The sequence below is a fragment of the Candidatus Enterococcus moelleringii genome, assembly GCF_017377575.1.
Lineage (GTDB): Bacteria > Bacillota > Bacilli > Lactobacillales > Enterococcaceae > Enterococcus_A > Enterococcus_A moelleringii.
In genome coordinates, this window is the sequence record NZ_JAFREM010000004.1 from 322,480 (window position 1) to 340,873 (window position 18,394).

General features: G+C 42.6%; 19 protein-coding genes. 5 read left to right on the forward strand and 14 right to left on the reverse strand.

Features of this window, described 5'->3' with window-relative positions:
• Positions 1-50 precede the first annotated feature (50 nt).
• From JZO70_RS03340 to ptcA, 9 genes are all read right to left on the reverse strand, one after another.
• Positions 51-626, reverse strand: a complete 576-nt coding sequence (locus JZO70_RS03340) for a TMEM175 family protein (protein ID WP_207672113.1) — start codon at positions 624-626, stop codon at positions 51-53.
• Positions 627-744: 118 nt separating this feature from the next.
• Complete coding sequence (locus JZO70_RS03345) at positions 745-1,950, reverse strand: ABC transporter permease (RefSeq protein WP_207672114.1); 1,206 nt, start codon at positions 1,948-1,950, stop codon at positions 745-747.
• Positions 1,947-2,624 carry an ABC transporter ATP-binding protein gene (locus JZO70_RS03350; protein WP_207672115.1) on the reverse strand — a complete coding sequence of 226 codons (678 nt, stop codon included), beginning with the start codon at positions 2,622-2,624 and terminating at the stop codon, positions 1,947-1,949. The genes JZO70_RS03345 and JZO70_RS03350 overlap by 4 nt, the downstream gene beginning before the upstream one ends.
• Positions 2,617-3,762, reverse strand: a complete 1,146-nt coding sequence (locus tag JZO70_RS03355) for an efflux RND transporter periplasmic adaptor subunit (protein ID WP_207672116.1) — start codon at positions 3,760-3,762, stop codon at positions 2,617-2,619. Before JZO70_RS03355 ends, JZO70_RS03350 begins: the two co-directional genes overlap by 8 nt.
• Before the next feature lie 183 nt (positions 3,763-3,945).
• The gene (locus JZO70_RS03360; RefSeq protein WP_207672117.1) at positions 3,946-5,010 is read right to left on the reverse strand and encodes a hypothetical protein; all 1,065 of its coding nucleotides are present in this window, start codon (positions 5,008-5,010) and stop codon (positions 3,946-3,948) included.
• 405 nt (positions 5,011-5,415) lie between these two features.
• Positions 5,416-6,348, reverse strand: coding sequence for a carbamate kinase (gene arcC / locus JZO70_RS03365; protein ID WP_207672118.1), 933 nt, complete (start codon positions 6,346-6,348; stop codon positions 5,416-5,418).
• Between the two features lie 63 nt (positions 6,349-6,411).
• Complete coding sequence (gene aguA, locus JZO70_RS03370) at positions 6,412-7,509, reverse strand: agmatine deiminase (protein ID WP_207672119.1); 1,098 nt, start codon at positions 7,507-7,509, stop codon at positions 6,412-6,414.
• On the reverse strand, positions 7,463-8,881 hold the full coding sequence (locus JZO70_RS03375; protein ID WP_207672120.1) for an APC family permease: 1,419 nt from the start codon (positions 8,879-8,881) through the stop codon (positions 7,463-7,465). Before JZO70_RS03375 ends, aguA begins: the two co-directional genes overlap by 47 nt.
• Before the next feature lie 114 nt (positions 8,882-8,995).
• Positions 8,996-10,015, reverse strand: coding sequence for a putrescine carbamoyltransferase (gene ptcA / locus JZO70_RS03380; protein ID WP_207672121.1), 1,020 nt, complete (start codon positions 10,013-10,015; stop codon positions 8,996-8,998).
• A 286-nt stretch (positions 10,016-10,301) separates the two neighbouring features.
• Between ptcA and JZO70_RS03385 the strand changes: the two genes are divergently transcribed.
• The 5 genes from JZO70_RS03385 to lpdD all read left to right on the forward strand — a co-directional run bounded on the left by JZO70_RS03385 (position 10,302) and on the right by lpdD (position 14,820).
• Complete coding sequence (locus tag JZO70_RS03385) at positions 10,302-11,258, forward strand: response regulator transcription factor (protein WP_207672122.1); 957 nt, start codon at positions 10,302-10,304, stop codon at positions 11,256-11,258.
• 108 nt (positions 11,259-11,366) lie between these two features.
• Positions 11,367-12,236: a LysR family transcriptional regulator gene (locus tag JZO70_RS03390; protein WP_207672123.1), complete on the forward strand. Its 870-nt coding sequence runs from the start codon at positions 11,367-11,369 to the stop codon at positions 12,234-12,236.
• Between the two features lie 112 nt (positions 12,237-12,348).
• A complete protein-coding gene (locus JZO70_RS03395; protein ID WP_207672124.1) occupies positions 12,349-13,827 on the forward strand; it encodes a UbiD family decarboxylase in 1,479 nt (492 codons plus the stop codon).
• Positions 13,828-13,844: 17 nt separating this feature from the next.
• Complete coding sequence (locus tag JZO70_RS03400) at positions 13,845-14,414, forward strand: UbiX family flavin prenyltransferase (protein WP_207672125.1); 570 nt, start codon at positions 13,845-13,847, stop codon at positions 14,412-14,414.
• Positions 14,407-14,820, forward strand: a complete 414-nt coding sequence (lpdD, locus tag JZO70_RS03405; protein WP_207672126.1) for a prenylated flavin chaperone LpdD — start codon at positions 14,407-14,409, stop codon at positions 14,818-14,820. Before JZO70_RS03400 ends, lpdD begins: the two co-directional genes overlap by 8 nt.
• A gap of 58 nt (positions 14,821-14,878) precedes the next feature.
• Here lpdD and JZO70_RS03410 read toward each other — a convergent pair whose 3' ends face one another.
• From JZO70_RS03410 to JZO70_RS03430, 5 genes are all read right to left on the reverse strand, one after another.
• Positions 14,879-15,184, reverse strand: a complete 306-nt coding sequence (locus tag JZO70_RS03410; RefSeq protein ID WP_242703736.1) for a YciI family protein — start codon at positions 15,182-15,184, stop codon at positions 14,879-14,881.
• 4 nt (positions 15,185-15,188) lie between these two features.
• The gene (locus JZO70_RS03415) at positions 15,189-15,491 is read right to left on the reverse strand and encodes a YciI family protein (protein ID WP_207672127.1); all 303 of its coding nucleotides are present in this window, start codon (positions 15,489-15,491) and stop codon (positions 15,189-15,191) included.
• On the reverse strand, positions 15,484-16,416 hold the full coding sequence (locus tag JZO70_RS03420) for a helix-turn-helix transcriptional regulator (protein WP_207672128.1): 933 nt from the start codon (positions 16,414-16,416) through the stop codon (positions 15,484-15,486). Before JZO70_RS03420 ends, JZO70_RS03415 begins: the two co-directional genes overlap by 8 nt.
• Before the next feature lie 108 nt (positions 16,417-16,524).
• Positions 16,525-17,349, reverse strand: coding sequence for an ABC transporter permease (locus tag JZO70_RS03425; RefSeq protein ID WP_207672129.1), 825 nt, complete (start codon positions 17,347-17,349; stop codon positions 16,525-16,527).
• The gene (locus tag JZO70_RS03430) at positions 17,349-18,371 is read right to left on the reverse strand and encodes an ABC transporter permease (RefSeq protein WP_207672130.1); all 1,023 of its coding nucleotides are present in this window, start codon (positions 18,369-18,371) and stop codon (positions 17,349-17,351) included. The genes JZO70_RS03425 and JZO70_RS03430 overlap by 1 nt, the downstream gene beginning before the upstream one ends.
• Between the last annotated feature and the right edge of the window lie 23 nt (positions 18,372-18,394).

Sequence of the window (18,394 nt, forward strand, 5' to 3'; positions counted from 1 at the left end):
CGCTTGGTTTGCATCAACCAAGCGTTTTTCTTTGTGAAATTATGACGATTTTAGTCGGCATATTTTTCCAGTTGTTTTTCGGGAATGAACCACAAGAGCAGCATCACACCGTTAATTCCAATCACCAGTAATGGATGAATCAACCAGCCAGCTAATAAAGCTATTACGTTCAATCCGATGGTGGTCCACATTTTTGTATAATGGCTAAATAATCTGCCGATAGCTGAATCCTTGCCATTGCAGCGGACTAAAGCTAGTCCCAAAAGATAGTAAGCGACATCGGCACCTAAAATAACTAACCCGTAAAAAAGCTGCGGTACTAATGAGGTGGGATAATCAGTTACCCAAACGGTCACATAGGGAAATAGGGTCATCATTAAGATCAATAAATTGTTCATCCATAGAACCAATCCGTCGACTTTTTTTACCATATGAAACAGGTGATGGTGATTGTTCCAATAAATTGCCAGCGAGATAAAGCTGACCAAATAAATAATGAACTGATGCGCGTTACCTTCAAAAGCCAAGAAGGTATCTCCGTTCGGTTCATGTAATTCCAATACTAGTAAAGTCATAACAATAGCAATGACAGCGTCGGTAAAGGCTTCAATTCGATTTTTTGGCATAAGACTGCCCTCCTTATCTTTCAACTTGAGTCTACTATATGTTGGCCCAAAAGTCTGGTTTGAAGCCTTTTATAGAAAAAAAGGCCTCTGTAAAAATACAGAAGTCTACTTTAAAAATCTATTTTAAAATATCGATCAATTCTTTTTTTGCGGCTGCTGAAGCAGGTAAGTAGCTAAAGCATACGCCAATTAAAACGGAAGTTCCTACTGAAATCAGCACTGTGGTTAAATCCGGCCGCACCGAAAATGGCAGCGCCAAGGAAGCAGCATAGGCGATTAGAATTCCTAATATATAGCCGATCACGCCGCCGCTTAAGGTCAGGACGATCCCTTCAAAAAGAAACTGCTGCTTAATCGATTTGGCATTTGCGCCTAATGCCCGGCGAATCCCGATTTCTTTCGTCCGTTCTGAAACAGAAATGTACATCATGTTCATCACGCCAACACCGGCAATAAATAACGAAATAGCTGCCACAGCACCGATGAACATAGTCATTTGATCCAAGGTAGAACCTAGCTGCTTGATCTCAGAAGCGGGATCATAGGCTTGGTATTCTCCTTGTTGACGACTCTCGCCGTTAACATTCAACTGCTTAAGCACCTTGCTCATTGCAGCAGCTTGATCCGCTTGCGGTGTAAATTTGATAGCTAGCGTCGAATGGTCTTCCTTTTTCCCAAAATAGCGAGTGTAAGTCTTTTTTGGGAAAAAGGCTAAGGGTTCATAGTTTTGCAGGCCGATTTCTCCTGATGTATTAGTGGAGACGCCCACAACGGTAAAAACTTGGCCTTTCAGCTCGAAGCCTTTTCCCATCGCATTTTCAGCAGAACCGTAAACCTGCTTAGCGACTGCTTCATCCAACACGACTACTTTATTTAAACCGTCATTATCGGCCAAGTTTAGCTGACGACCAGTTATTATCGGCAATGATGTTTGATCCGTTGCTTTAACAGTCATGGTGAATTTTGTGTTTTTGTCATAAAAGTCGACGCTTGGGTTGCCGTCGGTTTTCATGGCTTTATAGTAGCTGACGTCCTTCACTTCAGGCAGGTTGGCAACCATGCTTTTGTCGGTCTGAGAAATCCCCGTCTCATCAGTAAGCATATTATCAAAATCATTGTACTTGATATTGATGTATTGGGTTTGGCCGCTTTCGTCTACTCCCGCTGTGGTGGACAAAATATTTCGCTTGAAGCCATTACCTAACGCGACAATTGTAATAACAGCTGCGATTCCGATGATAATTCCGAACATCGTCAACAAGCTGCGGCGTTTGTTCTTGAAAATCGAACGAAAGGCGGTGCGCCAAAGAATATATTTTCTCATGCCTGCAGCACCTCCTCTACCATTTTGCCGTCTCTGATTTTTAACAAGCGGTCGCAATAAATGACGGTTTCTGGATCATGGGTGACTAAAATAATCGTCACTCCTTCTTCGTTCAGCTGCTTAAACAACTGCATGATTTCATCTGTTGTGTGGGTATCTAATGCCCCAGTTGGTTCATCCGCAATAATGAAGCTAGGTTGATTGATCAAGGCACGGGCGATTGCTACTCGCTGCTGTTGACCTCCGGATAATTGTTTGGGAAGCTGGTTCAACTTATCGGCTAAGCCCACTCTTGCCAAGGCAGCTTTCACCTTTTTCTGAGTTTCGTTGTGTTTAGCTCCATTGTATAGAAGCGGCAGCTCGACATTTTCAGCTACAGTCAAATTTTCGATTAGACTGAAATTTTGGAAAACAAAGCCTACCGATTGATTGCGGATTTCTGATAATTCTTCATCCTTGAAATCAGCAATCTCACGGCCTTTAAAATAGTACTGACCATCAAAGCTGCGATCGATAAAGCCCAGCAAGTTGATCAACGTAGATTTGCCTGAGCCGGATGGTCCCATGATCGCTACAAATTCCCCAGCATCGATGGAAAAGTTAATATCTTCCAAAACATTTAGCTTGGTTCCCCCGGTTTCGTAAGATTTATAAATATGTTCCAATTTAATCATTTGCACTCACCTGAATTGTTTCCCCGTCCTTTAAAGTACTGTCGGGATTTTCGATAATTTGATCTTTGGCCTTCAGCCCGGCAGTTACCACCTTGCGTCCGCCAATGTCTTGCGTTTGAATTTCGGTTTGTTTTACTTTGCCGCTGGTGTACTTGTAGACATATTGCTTATCGCCTTTTTTCATAACTGCAGCATCTGGGATCAATAATTGATCTTGTTTTAAGGTAATCACTGAAGACAGATCGTCCGCCCAAGGGAAATCTCCTTCTACGATAAATTCGTAAGAAGCCTCATTGTTGCTGTCGCTGCTGGCCGGAATGGCACTAGAAGCGATGCTTTTAATTTTTCCCTTGGCTTGTTTGTTATCGCCAATCGTTGACACTTGAACACTTTGACCAGGTACTAATTTGTCCAAATCGTATTCTGTGACGGTTCCCTTGATTTGTTTTCCTTTGCTGGAAACCGTAACTACTGGAACCTCTGGTGAAGCTTTGCCTTTTTCATCAACTGAAGCAATTCCGTCGATTTCAGCATTCACCGTGGTTGAAGCCTGCGCCTGCTGATTAGCCAATACATCTTTAGCTGCTTGTGCATCTTCGTAGGCACCTTGAACGGCAAAACGCGCTTGACTTAACTGATCACTGGCTGATTGCAATTCAGCCTCCTGCTGTTTCAATTGTTCATTAAGTGCTGCTTTTTCTTCTGGATCTTGAGCCGCAGCAATTTTTCTGTGGGTATCATTGACTTGATTGGTTATGGTCTGAACTTGACGTTCGCCTGAGGCAACGGTTTGTTCTGCCTGCGAAGCGTCCAGGTTACTTTTGTTAATCGCATGCTGCTGGGTAACTAACTCATTTTGTGCCGTGTCATTTTGATATTCGATTAAAGGAGTTCCAGTGGTCACTTCTTGTCCGTTAGTAACTGGAATATTTTGAATCACGCCTTTGGTGCTATCTAAAAAATACAGCTGCTTTTGAATCGGTTCGACCTTGCCTTTAAGCTGTAAAGGATCTGCTGTTTTTACTGTATATGCGCTATATTGCGGCTCCACTTTTCTGGAGCTTAATGCTAAAACTCCAACTCCTGCAATGACTAAGCCAGCTAGACCGGCGATAATGATTTTTTTCTTTTTCTTCATGTTCTGCCTCCAAAATAACTTTCTGGACTCAGTCTATAGCAGATGCCGTTTTCCCGACATCGAATCAGGTTTAAACGAACTAACAAAATAGTAAGGTGGACGCAATACGATATTAGGCAATTTGCACAATAAAAAAGACACCTAGAACCCTTTAAATTAAGGGCGCTAGGTGTCGCAAACAAGTTAAGCAGCTGAACTGGCCAGCAATGCAATCAATCTTCCCTGCTGTTCTTCTGTCAAATGAAGGGCGTAAGCCTCAATAATATCATGCTTTTGATCCTCATCGAATTCATCAAGAGTGGCTTCAATTTGCTGATACAGCAGCTCAAATTCTTCATCCGACAATATCTCTGGGTCGGTGTAAGCTGACAGATTATTAGTTGTACTTTGATTCATTTCCTGGAAGAAATTATTCAGCTCTTCTTCAGAAACAATGTCTTTTTCTTTTGGCAGTTTAATTGCTTTATCCTTTTTACTAGGAGTGAACTTCAGCTTCATCGTCATTTCTTGTTCATCATCGCTGATTTTAATTGTGCAATTCGTCTTCTTAGTCTTTTTGTTGATACTCATAGTGATTTTAGTATTTTCCAAGCTTGTCTTGGTATCTTCACTTAAATCGCGGTCCTCAGCAATTTTCACTAAATCAGCGCTAGTGAAGGTATGAGAAACGGTATCTCCATCAGCTTTGAAGCTTTCCTCTTTAGCATCTTCCAGCAGCTTCGTCATTTTGCTGCTCATTTCTTCGGCGTCAGCTGAGCTGTCAGTGTCTTCTCCGGCTTCTTCCACCAGCTCATCTGTGTCAACTTCGATATATTTTCCGGCTAACTTTTCTATCTGAGTTTGATCGGCTTCAATGGGAACCCCAAAGCTGTCCATCAAGGCAAACATGCCATCCACAAAGGAAGTTGAAACGTAGAACTTTTCCTCGTTGCCGACTATGTTTAGCGGCATCTCTGTTCCGAAGACTTCCACCGCTGCATTAAAACTAAAGCTGCTGTCTTTTTCATTAAATTGATAATCACCCTGGGAGGTCATATTCTTTAAGCTGTCGTTCAAAATCTGTGCCCAGGCTGCCCCGCTGGTTTGATTCATCTTAAAATCAGTAATTGTAGCCTCAAATTTTCCCGCATTGTATTCCCCAGTTCCTAATGAATCATAGGAAGCAATAAATTCCTCTTTGGGACTTTTACTACAGGCTCCCAGAACTAAAATTATTACTAACAATACCACTAATTTAACCCTTTTCATTTTCTTCTCCTCCAAAAAATTCGTTTAATGTTTGATTGAATCGATTAATTTACCAGCCCCACACCTGAGATTAATCATTCATCACTCTATAGTATACCTGTATTTATAACATATTCAACAGTAATTTAAACTATATTTACGCGGTATACCTTTCTAAAAATAATTATTATATTTATATTAACGTTGATTATCTCTATGTATTCTAAAACATTTTTGATGATAATCTTTTATCGAATCTTGCTTGTTTTCCTCTTCAACAAATACTTTTGATTATTTATCCCAAAATCAGCGAGATTTTTTACCATTCTCTACTAGAAGATGTGAGAATTTTTTCTGGATTAGAAATTAGAAAAGCCCGCTCAACGTTTTTTCGTTGAACGGGCTTTGGTCAATAGGCAAAATTTATTACTGTTGTACGATGGTGCCGCTTTTTCCGACAACAGCTTCAGAGGCTTGTTCCAATGAAGCGATAATTGATTTGCGGCCGGCTTTTGATTCAGCAAAGTCAATTGCTGCTTCAACTTTCGGCAGCATGCTTCCTGGAGCAAACTGATCTTCTGTAATATACTCTTTCATTTTTTCAACCGTTGTATCTACTAAAGCTTCTTGGTTTTCTTTACCAAAGTTAACAAAGACGTGATCTACTGCGGTTAAGATAATGAAGATATCCGCATCGATCAATGCTGCCATTTTAGACGCAGCAAAGTCTTTATCAATTACAGCATCTACGCCCTCATAGCGTTTGCCGCGATAAACAACCGGGATACCTCCTCCACCACAGGCAATTACGACTTGGCCAGCATCAACTAAGGTTTGCAGGCTGACTTTTTCGTAAATGTCCATTGGTTTTGGTGAAGGAACCACTCGACGCCACCCACGTCCAGCATCTTCCTTATAAACATCACCAGTTTCTTCCATAATTTTCTTGGCAGCTGCTTCATCGTAGTAGCCGCCGATTGGTTTTGTTGGGTTTTCAAAAGCAGGATCTTTTGGATCAACCACAACTTGAGTAAGCATCGATACAACCGGAACATCATTCAAACCGCGAGCCACTAGTTCTTCGTCAATCGCTTGTTGTAAATGATAACCGATGTAGCCTTGGCTCATCGCAGTACATTCTGGGAAAGGCATTAATTTTTCTGGATCGTCGCCACTGGCATTTTCAAAAGCCAAACGGATTTGCCCCACTTGCGGTCCGTTTCCGTGAGCGATAACCACATGGTGACCGCCAATAATTAAATCGGCAATCGATTTGGCTGCCAGCTCGGCTTTGGTTAATTGTTCGTTGGCTGAATTGCCTAGTGCGTTACCGCCTAAAGCAATGACAATTTTTGACATAGGAACCCTCATTTCTGCTTGATAGAGATTCCGGCTATCTTTAACAGATAGCCGGATCAGTTATTAGCGTTTTGGTTGTTGTTGAGTGATACAGTGGATGTTTCCGCCGCCATAAACAACTTCTACTGTATTGACACCCACGATTTCTTTGCCTGGGAACATTTCTTTGACTTGTTCCAAAGCCAAAGCGTCATTTTCGTCGCCATATTGTGGAACGATGACACCGTCGTTCGTGATCAAGAAGTTCATGTAAGAAGCGATACAGATGTCGCCGTCTTCACGAGGCATAGTTCCTTCAACATAATCAATCTTGAAGTTGCCGTCGATAGTAACGGTTTCAACTGGGCAGCAAAGTTTGTGTACTTTTAATTTGCGGCCTTTGGCATCAGTCATTTCAGACAAGCGTTTGTACGCATCTTGCGCTGCTTCGTAGAACGGGCTGCTTTCATCTTCAGTGTAGATACATGCCACTTCACCTGGTGCAACGAAGCAAGCTACGTCATCAATGTGTCCATTGGTTTCTTCAGGGTCAATTCCGTCTTTCACCCAAAGAACTTTTTCACAGTTTAAGTAGTCGCATAGCATTTTTTCGATTTCTTCGCGAGACATATGCGGGTTGCGTCCTTCACTTAATAGACACATTTCAGTTGTCATGACTGTTCCTTCGCCATCCACGTGGAATGATCCACCTTCTAATACGAAGCCTGGCGTACGGTAAGAATCAACATGTTCGATTTCACAAACCTTTTGAGCAACTAAATCATCTTGATCCCATGGGAAGTACAGGCCATCAACTAATCCGCCCCAAGCATTGAATTCCCAGTCAGCAGCACGTAATTCACCTTTATCATTGATTAAGAAGGTTGGACCGCAGTCACGGATCCACGCATCGTTATTAGACATTTCATAAACAGTAATTTCTGGTGGTAATTGACGACGACAGTTTTGGAATTGCTGCTGAGATACTACCACGTTCATTGGAGTGAAGCGGCTGATTGCTTTAGCAACCTCAGTAAAGGCTTCTTGTACTGGTTTGCCTCCGTCACGCCAGTTATCTGGACGTTCAGGCCAAATCATCCATACTTTTTCCTGTGGTGCATATTCTGCGGGCATTCTAAACCCGTCTTGTTTCGGTGTTGTCTTCTCGATTCTTTTCGCCATGATTATCGGCTCCTTCTTTTGTTATTTTTTTGAAAATAATGATTCCTTCACCAAATAGAATAAACACGATTGCTCCGATGGTAATCGGCAGCTGCTCCGTTAATGATGCAGCATCAAACTGCAGCGGGATCGCTGTGAAGACTAATGAAATAAGGATCATCAGCATAGGGGCAATCACTAAAACTTTCAAAAATCCGTTTCCGCCGCCCACTTTAAATGGTCGTGGAGTATCAGGATCAATTTGACGTAATTTGTAAAACGCTGGAAATACAGGTACATAAGATAGTAGGAACATTACCAAGTTCAAGGAGAAGAACGCCCAGAATAAATCTTGATTTGGTAAAATTGGTGCAATGACAACCACTACTGATGCGACGATTCCGTTCATCAAAGCAGTACCAATTGGCATTTCATTTTTCTTGCTGCGTTTACCAAAGAATTTTGGCATGTCGCCATTTTCAGCCGCGTAACAAGCCGTGTTGTTTACCCCTAGTGACCATGAGATCATATTCCCGAATAGTGTTAATAGGAAGAAGAAGGCCATCAAGATAATAAACCAGCCGTCAGTTGAGCCAGTCAATAGTTTGAAGCTGTCCATCATCCCGCTGCCAGTACTGATTTGGTCAGTTGGGATAGCTACCCCGATACCAAAGGCAGAGAAGATGTAAATAGCGGCAATTACGATTCCGGCAGCCACGATGGACTGTGGAATTTGTTTCTTAGGGTTTTCCATGTCATCTGCAAAGGTACAGATAACTTCAAAGCCAAGTAAGTTGAAAATAATTACAGAGATAAATGATAAGCTGTTCAAATCAAATGAAGGCAGCATCGATTGAACGGTAAATTCGTTGGCCATTCCGCGAGTAAAGGCTACATACAGACCTAATCCACCAATCAATACAGCTAAGATCATTTTGATAACGGCTGCGCCATTCAAAATCCAAACACTGTCAGCAACCGGATAAAAACTAATCCACACAACGATCCAAATAAAGGCTAGTTGAATTAAAATCGCTGGAATCGTTGGGAAATTAATTCCGGTAATTGTCGTTAACAGCTCGGGACACATAACGGCTAATGATGCCAACCATAGTGGGAAGTTAATCCAATAATACCAAGAAACACGAGCTCCCCAACGGTGACCATAGGCTTTCGTTACCCAGTCATAAATACCGCCATCGCCAATATAAGTTGTTCCTAATTCGGATGAAATTAGTCCATAAGGTAATAAGAAGGCAATTAACAGGAAGATCCACCAGAAGAACTGGGAATTCCCAATTGCCGCAACGGGTGCAGCGGCTTCCGCTACGAATACCACACAGATAACGGAAAGAATGGCACTCATCAAGCTAAATTTTTTCTTTTGTTCCATTTTTCTCTTCCTTTCTATAATGGAAGGAATGGTTGAGGCAGATGCCTCAACCATCTGATGGAAATAAGTCTTAGCTGATTAAATAAGCAGAGTTATTTCCATTCCTACGCTGTTTTACAGTGGTTTTTTCAAGAATAATTCTAGTTCTGCTTTTGCTTTAGCAGTATCAGCTACATCGATTGGGTTCTTTTCTGCGTAATCGTTCATCAAGTAAACTAGCAAGCCGCGAATGGAAGTCAAACGATTTTCCGCTTCGTCGAAACAGATTGAGTTAGCGCCGTCCATTACTTCGTCCGTTACTTCTTCGCCGCGAGTTGCAGGCAAGCAGTGCATGAATTTCGCATTTTTACCAGCTTTGTCCATTAATTTTTGGTTTACTTGGTATTTAGGATAGAAGACATTCATCCGTTCTTCTTCAGATAATTCTGCTTCATATAAACCGTACCATACATCTGTGTAGACGAAGTCAGCGCCGACAATTGCTTCGATATCGTCAGTTACCGTGTAAGTTCCGCCTGATACTTTGCAGTTTGCTTCTAATTTTGCTCTGTGGTCTTCGTTTAATTGGAAGCCTTCTGGTCCGAATTGAACAAAGTCCATACCAATTTTAGTTGTCACTAAACCTAATGAGAAACATACTTGTGTTGCATCGCCGATGAAGGCTACTTTACAATCTTCAATTTTCTTGCCTTCTGGTAAATGTTCTACCATAGTAGTTAAATCGCCGACTTCTTGAGTTGGGTGATTGTAGTCTGACATTCCGTTAATAACTGGGATAGTTGCGTTAGTTGCCAAGTCGTCTACATTATGATGACGTTCTACCCGAGCCATTAAGATATCTACTAAACGAGAAAGTACTCGGCTAGTATCTTCAATTGTTTCGTGTCCACCTAGTTGAATTTGTCCTGGTGCTAAATATTGAGCATGTCCACCTAATTGAGTCATTGCTGTTTCAAATGAAACCCGAGTACGAGTAGATGATTGCTGGAAGATCATTCCTAAAGTTTTGTCTTTCAATAGAGGTGGATAAAAGCCGCTCTTAATTGCCTTCTTGATTTTCAATGATAAATCAACGATGTATAAGATTTCCTCCTTAGTATAGTTTTCTGTAGTAATAAAGTCGCGTTTTGCCATGATGATTCCTCCTAATTTGTTTTTCGTTTGCTTTGCACCCATAATGTACCAATTAATGTAAGGGTTTACGATAATCTAAAAGTTGTAAACGCTATCACCTTTAAAAACGCCGGTATAGAGCGGGTTTATCGTCAATCTAAACCGCTTACGAGACAAAGTTTAGAAAAGTTTAGAGGATGGTTTACTCAAATATATTCAAAACCTTCTGAAAAAAATGCTATAATTATTACGGGAAACAAAATGAACCATTCAAAGTGCCAGATTTTTTCCGGAAGGGGTTTCATTGATGATTGCAGTTTTTATATACAATATCATTCTGATTGTTTTATACACCATCACCATGTCCATTTCGCTGATCTTCTACCTAAGAGAAAAGCGCAAAGTTTTTCTAGCTTTTTCGGTCTATTTAGCTTTTTTCATTTTTGATAATGTCATTATTTACATGACCGAATTTTTTAACACCTTTGCCCATCAATACAATCAAACCTTTATGAGTATTCCGGCAGCCAAGACCATTATTTTTGTAGTGAATGCGTTTTGCTCCCTCTGGATTGTCCGATTGTTAGCTAAGGATAAAATGAAGCCGTACCAAAATGGTATACTGATTCTGTTGGCGGTTTGGATGCTCTCAACTCCCTTGTTAGCGAATTCGGCTTTTAAGGTCTGGCTGTATTATCTGCCAAATCAGCTTTTCCTGTTTTATCTTGGCGGTTATGCCTGGTACAATTACAAGAAAGCTTTGGATATTTCGCCGATGGCCAAAAAGTATCTAAAACGAATCGGTCTGTTAGCGATGATTTTCAGTGTTGCGATCTTGTGTGAAGATACCTTTGTCATCTTCAATGTGGATCAATACTCCTCGCTAACCGTAAAAATCTTTAATCGAAATCTTTGCGAAGATATCTTTTCCATTTTAGCCTGCCTGATAGGGCTAAACTATTTCTTGCGCAGCCACTCGCAACAGCCGGCTGAAGAAGTAGCCGCGGAAGTTCAGCAGGAACGCTGCTTTGAGCAATTTTGTCAGACTTACCAGTTCACCCAGCGAGAAATGGAGATTTTCCGTTTACTGCTGGAGCATAAGCAAAATCAGGAAATCGCTGATGAGCTGTTTCTATCGGTTGGTACAGTCAAGACCCACGTACACAATATCTTTATTAAATTGGACATCAAAAAACGAACTCAGATCCAAGCTTTATACGAGCAGTATAAATTAGATCTCAAAACCAATCTGCTAGAAAGCTGATCACTCAGTTTTCTAGCTTTTTTGTTTATTCTGCTTCGCTAGATTTTTTCTGCCGGAACGGCTTTCTTCCTATATAATAGAATTAACTAGAAAAAAGAGGACCTGCTTATGGACATTCAAAAACTTGAGACCTTTATTCAACTGGCTCACTACTTAAATTATTCCCAGGTAGCGGAACAAACTTATACCACGCAAGGAAATATCTCCAAACATATTTTGGCGCTGGAAAAAGAGCTGGGGATTCATTTGTTCAACCGCTCCAAACGGCAAATTGCCTTGACGGAAGCGGGAAATGATTTATTGCCCCATGCCCAAGCGATTGTTCAGCAAGCAGCAGTTATGCAGGAAAAAGCGGCGGCCATCAGCCAGAAAAATCAGCAATTTCTAACAATTTATACGATCCCGACTTTGATTAATTATCCGGCGTTGGAAAAAATCGCGGCTTTTCGCCGGGAAAATCCGAATGTGCTGCTGCAATTGAAGGAAACAGAAAACCAAGCCTTGTCTTCGATTGATTTTTTAGACGAGCACAGTCTCTTTTTCACCCGTTTATTCCAGCTGCCTGAGCATTCTTTTGACTACAAGATTGTTGATGAAGATCGTTTTGTCGCAGTACTGCCGAAATCGCATCCTTTGGCTGGCGAAAAGCAGCTGGCTTTGGAGATGTTGAACCAGGAAGTCTTCTTATTATTAGGTCAGGAAACTGGACTTTTATCGCCAATTCATCAACTTTGTCAGCAAGCCGGTTTTGTTCCGAAAAATAATTATGGCGGCTCAAGGATTGACTTGATCTTAAATATGGTTGCCAGCGGACTAGGCATTTCTTTATTGATGGAAAAAACGATTCAAGATAAATTGCCGGAAAATGTTACCTACGTCCCTATTACCCCTAACAAAGTCAGTCAGCTTTGTTTTGTTCGCAAAAAAGGGACACATAGTTCTATCAACGATGCTTTCTGGCAGTCAATTACCTGCTGATCGTTAAGAAGTATTCCGTCTTGGAATGCTTCTTTTTAAAATACGATTTGTATTCCGCTCCCAATGGCGACTACAATAGAATAGAAGCGTTTTATTTGAAGGAGGAACTTTAATGAGCCAAGAAGAATTGTATGATTTGCGAAAAGTATTGGAAGAATTGAAAGAAGAACCAGGTGCCTACCATGAGACAGATGTAGAAATTGATCCCGAATCTGAGTTAGCCGGCGTCTACCGCTACATTGGATCTGGCGGTACCGTTATGCGCCCAACCCAAGAAGGCCCGACTATGATGTTTAACAATATCAAAGGCTTCCCGGGAAAACGAGTAACGATCGGAATCATCGCCAGCCGCAAACGCGTGGGGAAAATTTTAAACTACGATTACCGTTACTTAGGCAAATTATTGAAGGAATCGGTGGCAAATCCGATTGAACCCGTGAAGGTTTCGCGGGAAGAAGCGCCTGCTCAAGAAGTCGTTCACTTAGCAACCGATGAAGGCTTCGACATTCGTAAAATTTTGCCGGCACCTACCAATACTCCGCTGGATGCTGGTCCATATATTACCATGGGGGTTGTTTTAGGTTCCGATCCTGATAAAACCATGAGTGATGTGACGATTCACCGGATGGTTTTAGAAGATGAAGACACTATCGGCATGTACGTAATGCCTGGCGGTCGCCATATTGGACACTTCCAGGAACAATACGAAAAACTAAATAAACCAATGCCGATCACCATCAACATCGGACTTGATCCGGCGATTTCCATCGGCACCACCTTTGAACCGCCAACTACTCCACTTGGGTACAACGAGCTGTGGATTGCTGGGGCTTTGAGAAACCAACCGGTGCAATTAGTCGACAGCCTAACTGTTGATGAAGTCGGAATTGCTCGTTCTGAATTTATTATTGAAGCCGAGATTTTACCTAATGAACGGATGCAGGAAGATCTGCATTCGAATACTGGGCACGCGATGCCGGAATTTCCTGGCTACAATGGCGATGCGAATCCAGCCGTAAATGTGGTCAAGGTGAAAGCCATCACTCACCGCAAGGACAATCCGATTATGCAAACCACCATCGGACCAAGTGAAGAGCATGTTTCTATGGCGGGCATCCCAACCGAAGCCAGCATTTTAGATTTAGTGGACAAAGCGATTCCAGGAAAAGTCGTCAATGTCTACAATCCTCCAGCTGGTGGCGGCAAACTGATGAGTATTCTGCAAATTCGCAAAGAACGGGAAGCCGACGAAGGGATTCAACGGCAAGCCGCGATTTTAGCCCTGTCTGCCTTTAAAGAATTAAAAACCGTAATTTTAGTTGATGATGATGTAGATATTTTCGATATGAACGACGTGATGTGGACTTTGAACACCCGCTTCCAAGGTGATAAGGACATCATTGTTTTACCAGGCATGCGGAATCATCCATTGGACCCTTCGGAAATTCCGGAATACAATCCAGGCGTGATTCGTTTTCGCGGCATGAGTGCGAAAACCATTTTGGACGGCACAGTACCTTTTGATTTGAAGGATAAATTTGTCCGGGCCCAGTTTATGGAAGTTCCTGACTGGGAAAAATATTTGAAGTAGGAAAGTAGTGACCCAATTTGAAGAAAAGACGAATTGTCATCGGAATCACTGGAGCTTCAGGAACAATTTATGCTCTGGATCTGTTAAAGGAATTAAAGAACTATCCAGAAATTGAAACCCACGGGGTGATCAGCGACTGGGCCAAAGAAAATTTGAAAATCGAAACCGACATGACGTTGGCGGAGGTTTATGATTTGCTAGACTATCACTACTCAGTAAAAGATTTAGGGGCATCGATTGCCAGCGGTTCCTTTTTAGTGGACGCAATGGTAATTGTTCCCACCAGCATGCGGACAGTCGGGGCGATTGCGATGGGTTTAGCTGATAATCTGATTACACGGGCTGCCGATGTGACGTTGAAGGAACAACGGAAACTGATCTTAGTCCCACGGGAAACGCCGTTGCATGCGATTCATCTGGAAAATCTGACCAAGCTGGCCAAAATGGGCGTCCAAATTATCCCACCGATTCCGGCCTTTTACAATCAGCCCCAAACGATTCAAGATTTGGTGCACCATCAAACCATGAAGCTGTTGGACGCCTTGAAGATTGAAAATAATTTGTCGGGACGTTGGAAGGATGAATAGCAGAGAATCGAAACAGGTGAAAGTTGCAGCAGTTGGCTTTACCATGTCTGCCGAAGCGCAGCAAATTGGTTCTGACCTTTTTATTACCTTAGTCGGCGGTGACACACCTCATATCGGTACAGTCACTACCTGGTCCAGCAAGCAAACCAAAGAAACGATTCGCTTTGAAAGTCACAGCGGTCGTTTCCACAAGGATGATGTGTTGGCCGAGAAAATACTGGAAATAATCGCTCCCTATCTTCCAGGTAATTGCGTTATCACTTCTGGCGTGCACGTCAATGGCATCACCCAAGAACAGATCAAGGCTTCCTTTGAAATGGCTGCGGATCTGGGCCGACAATTAGCTGATTGGCTGAAGGAAACACCCTTTACCTTTGAAGCACCCATCTACAAAAAAAAGGAATAAGCTGCATCCTGCTCTCCATTGTTTTGACTTTGGGGAGCAGGACTGCTTATTCCTTTTTTTAGTTGTTTGCGGGAAAGACCATTAAATTCCAACGCTTCAATTCGTAACGGTAATAACCACCCTTAATAATCGGGTCTTCATCAGAAATTTGCTTAGCCTCTTCCAGGTCCTTCGCTTCAAACAAAATCATCGCTCTATCCACTTCTTCCGTTTCCATATCGCCAAACACTCCAGCTAAGAGATAACGTTCATTTGCGGTCTGTTGCAGATAATCCATCGAGGCCATCGCTTCTGCTTCACTAACCACTCGATCATCCAGTTTGTAATCGGTTCTTACGTACAAAACACTTGCTTCATTCAACATCACTTTACCCCCACAAATAATTATTTTCTTTATCGGCCACCTGCAAAGCCTTCAATTTGTATTTTGCATACCCGCCAACCACCAACGGTTCTTGCTTACAAAGTTCTTCCGCTTCTTCGTAGCTGTCAGTCTTCAACAGCAGCATGCCGGCAACACCCGGATACCCTTTAAAAACGCCGCAAAATTCTAACTTGCCTGCTTCATCCAGTTTTCGCAGATTTTCCACATGCTTTTCAACCTCCACCTTCGTTAAACGATTGTAGGTTTTAGTTTTTTCAATGAACATGGCGTAGACCCATTTACTCATGCTTTTCAACTCCCTCTTCCTTTTGATAGAGACCAGCAATTTCCAGCACCCGTTCCTTCAAGGCGACACGTGCTGATTCTGGTTCCAAAACTTCCACCTGCTTGCCAAAAGAAAGCAAATAATGAATCATCCAGTTATTCAACTCGGCTTGAAATTCCACTACATAGCTGCCATCTTTTTGGGCCACCAATTGCTCTGCTGAAAATTCATCATATAAACGATGAGCAGCTTCCGGAGAAAATTTCAGCTTCAAAACTGGCAAATGATCTGTCGACTGCTGCGATTTCAAGGAGTAATCCTTGGGCAGCTCCCGATCAAAGATTTTTTCTTTTACCTGCATGCCCCTGATTCTCGAAAGACGAAAAATTCTGATTTCCCGCTTCGTTTGACAATAGCCCACGATATACCAAGCATGAGATTTGAATACTAAGCGCAACGGCTCCACCTGGCGTTCCGATTTTTGCAGCTCTGAATTGAAATACTCAAAGGCAATCACCTGTTTGTTTAGAATTGCCTCTTGCAAATCCGAAATCTTAATTTTTTCGCTGTCGTCACTGCCCCAGAAAGAAAAGTCTACTTCCAACCATTTTGGCTGCAAGGCTTCTCTGAATACTGCGCCAATCTTTCTCAGGGCTAGCTCACTATTAGGAAACTTAGTAGCCTGCAGGATTTGCAGTCCTTGATAAATGTTTTGCTGCTCCTCTTTAGTTAGCAAAGATCGATCCACTGTGTAGCCGTCCAACAAGGAAATTCCGCCACCCGTTCCCTTCGTCGACAAGATCGGAATCCCAGCAAGGGTTAACGTGTTCACATCTCGATAAATCGTTCGTGTCGACACACCGAAATACACTGCCAGTTCTTTAGCAGTCACCTGTTTGTGATCAATTAAATAAAAAATCATTTGAATTAAGCGCTCGATTTGCATATCTCTGCTCCTTGTAAAAAATCATAGCATAGCTAATATGACAACTAGCTGTCCCATTTGTTTTTTGACATAGAAAAAGAAATAGAGCTGCCCCTATTTCTTTTTCGTTTATTTATTTTTCAGTTTTGGATCTAGATAATCCCTCAGCCCATCACCAACAAAGTTCGCGCCAATAGACATAGAGAAGATCGCTAGTCCTGGGAAAGTGGACATCCACCAGTAGTTCATGTTGTTCACCCCGTCAGAAACCATCGAGCCCCATTCCGGTGTCGGCGGTTGGGTCCCAAGGCCTAAGAAACTCAAGCCAGAGAAAGTCACAATCGCATTTCCGATATCCAAGGTGGCCATAACCAACAAAGAACCTAGTGCATTGGGCACAATTTCTTTGACTAAAATCCGTAAATGGCTGGCTCCTAAAACCCGTGAAGCGACGATGTATTCATTTTCCTTCAAGGTGATCACCAAACTACGCATCAGCCGCGCGTAGTTGGGCCACCAAATAATGGTCATGGCAAATACCGAGTTGGAAATACTTGGCCCTAAAGCCGAAGCAATCACCATCGCCAAAATCAGCGGCGGGAAGGCATTGATCAATTCAGCTACCCGCATCATGATATCATCCACTATGCCGCCAACGTAGCCGGCGATTCCGCCATAAATTGTTCCCACGACAATCGTAATACAGACGGTCACCAGTCCGGCCGCAATCGATACACGACTACCTACCAAAACCCGGGAAAACACATCGCGTCCTAATTCATCCGTTCCTAGAAAATGCCCTGACCCTGGTGCTTGAAAACGGGCGGTCATATCTTGAGCAATCGGATTTTGTGGGACTAAATAAGGTGACAGCAAAGCTGCCAGCATCCAGCCGATACAAATGACAATTCCTAGTTTAAATAGAAAGTTTTTTTGTTTTAAAAATCGTTTCATCAGCTGTACCTCACTCTCGGATCGATCACCCCATAAAGGATATCGATCAAAAGATTGAGGATGACATTGATCATGGCAATTAACAAGGAAACCCCGCAAATTGCCGGGAAATCCAAGGTAGTTGCTGACAGATAAGCATATTGACCAATCCCTGGCCAAGAGAAAATTTTCTCCACAAACACCATTCCACCCAGCAAATTACTAAAGCCCATACCCATAACCGTGATCACAGGAATCAGAGCATTCCCTAACGCATGACGCAGAATAATCCGTCCTTGCGATAAGCCTTTTGCCTTAGCTGTACGAATGTAATCCATCGAAGTCACTTCTAATAAATTCGAGCGGGTTTGCCTTGAAATCAAGCCCATCGTAAAGAAGCCTAAAACGATCGCCGGTAAAATCAGGTGGGAGAGGGCATCACTTACTAATGCCCAATCCCCACTGACAATTCCATCTAATACATACAATCCCGTCCCACCACTTGGCGCAGACATTCGCGAATTAATCCGTCCGCCGCCTGGGAACAAGTGCCATTTCGAATAAAAGAGCAAAAGCATCACCAGAGCGAACCAGAAATTCGGAATAGAAACCCCGCTGATGGAGATCGTTCGAACGGCATAATCCAATGGTTTATTCCGATAAACCGCTGATAATACCCCAAAAGTAATCCCAAACAGGACCGCAATCAGCATCGCCATAACCGACAGCTCCAAAGTTGCCGGGAAGAACTGCTTCAAATCACTTAGTACCGGATTTCCGGTACGGATCGATGTCCCCAAATCACCTCTAAGCAGATTACCCAGATAGATAAAGTACTGCTGCATCAGCGGCTTGTCCAATCCCCATCTCGCCCGGTAGGCCGCCACGGCTTCAGGATCACTCATTGCGTGGGTACTCATGTTTGATGCGATTGGATCACTGGGAACCAAATGGGAGATCATAAATACCAAGAAGGAAATCCCAACGATCAAAAAGCAGACAAACACTAAGCGCCGCAATAAAAACCTTGCCATATTCCTCATGTGATTTTGCTCCTTGCGTCTAA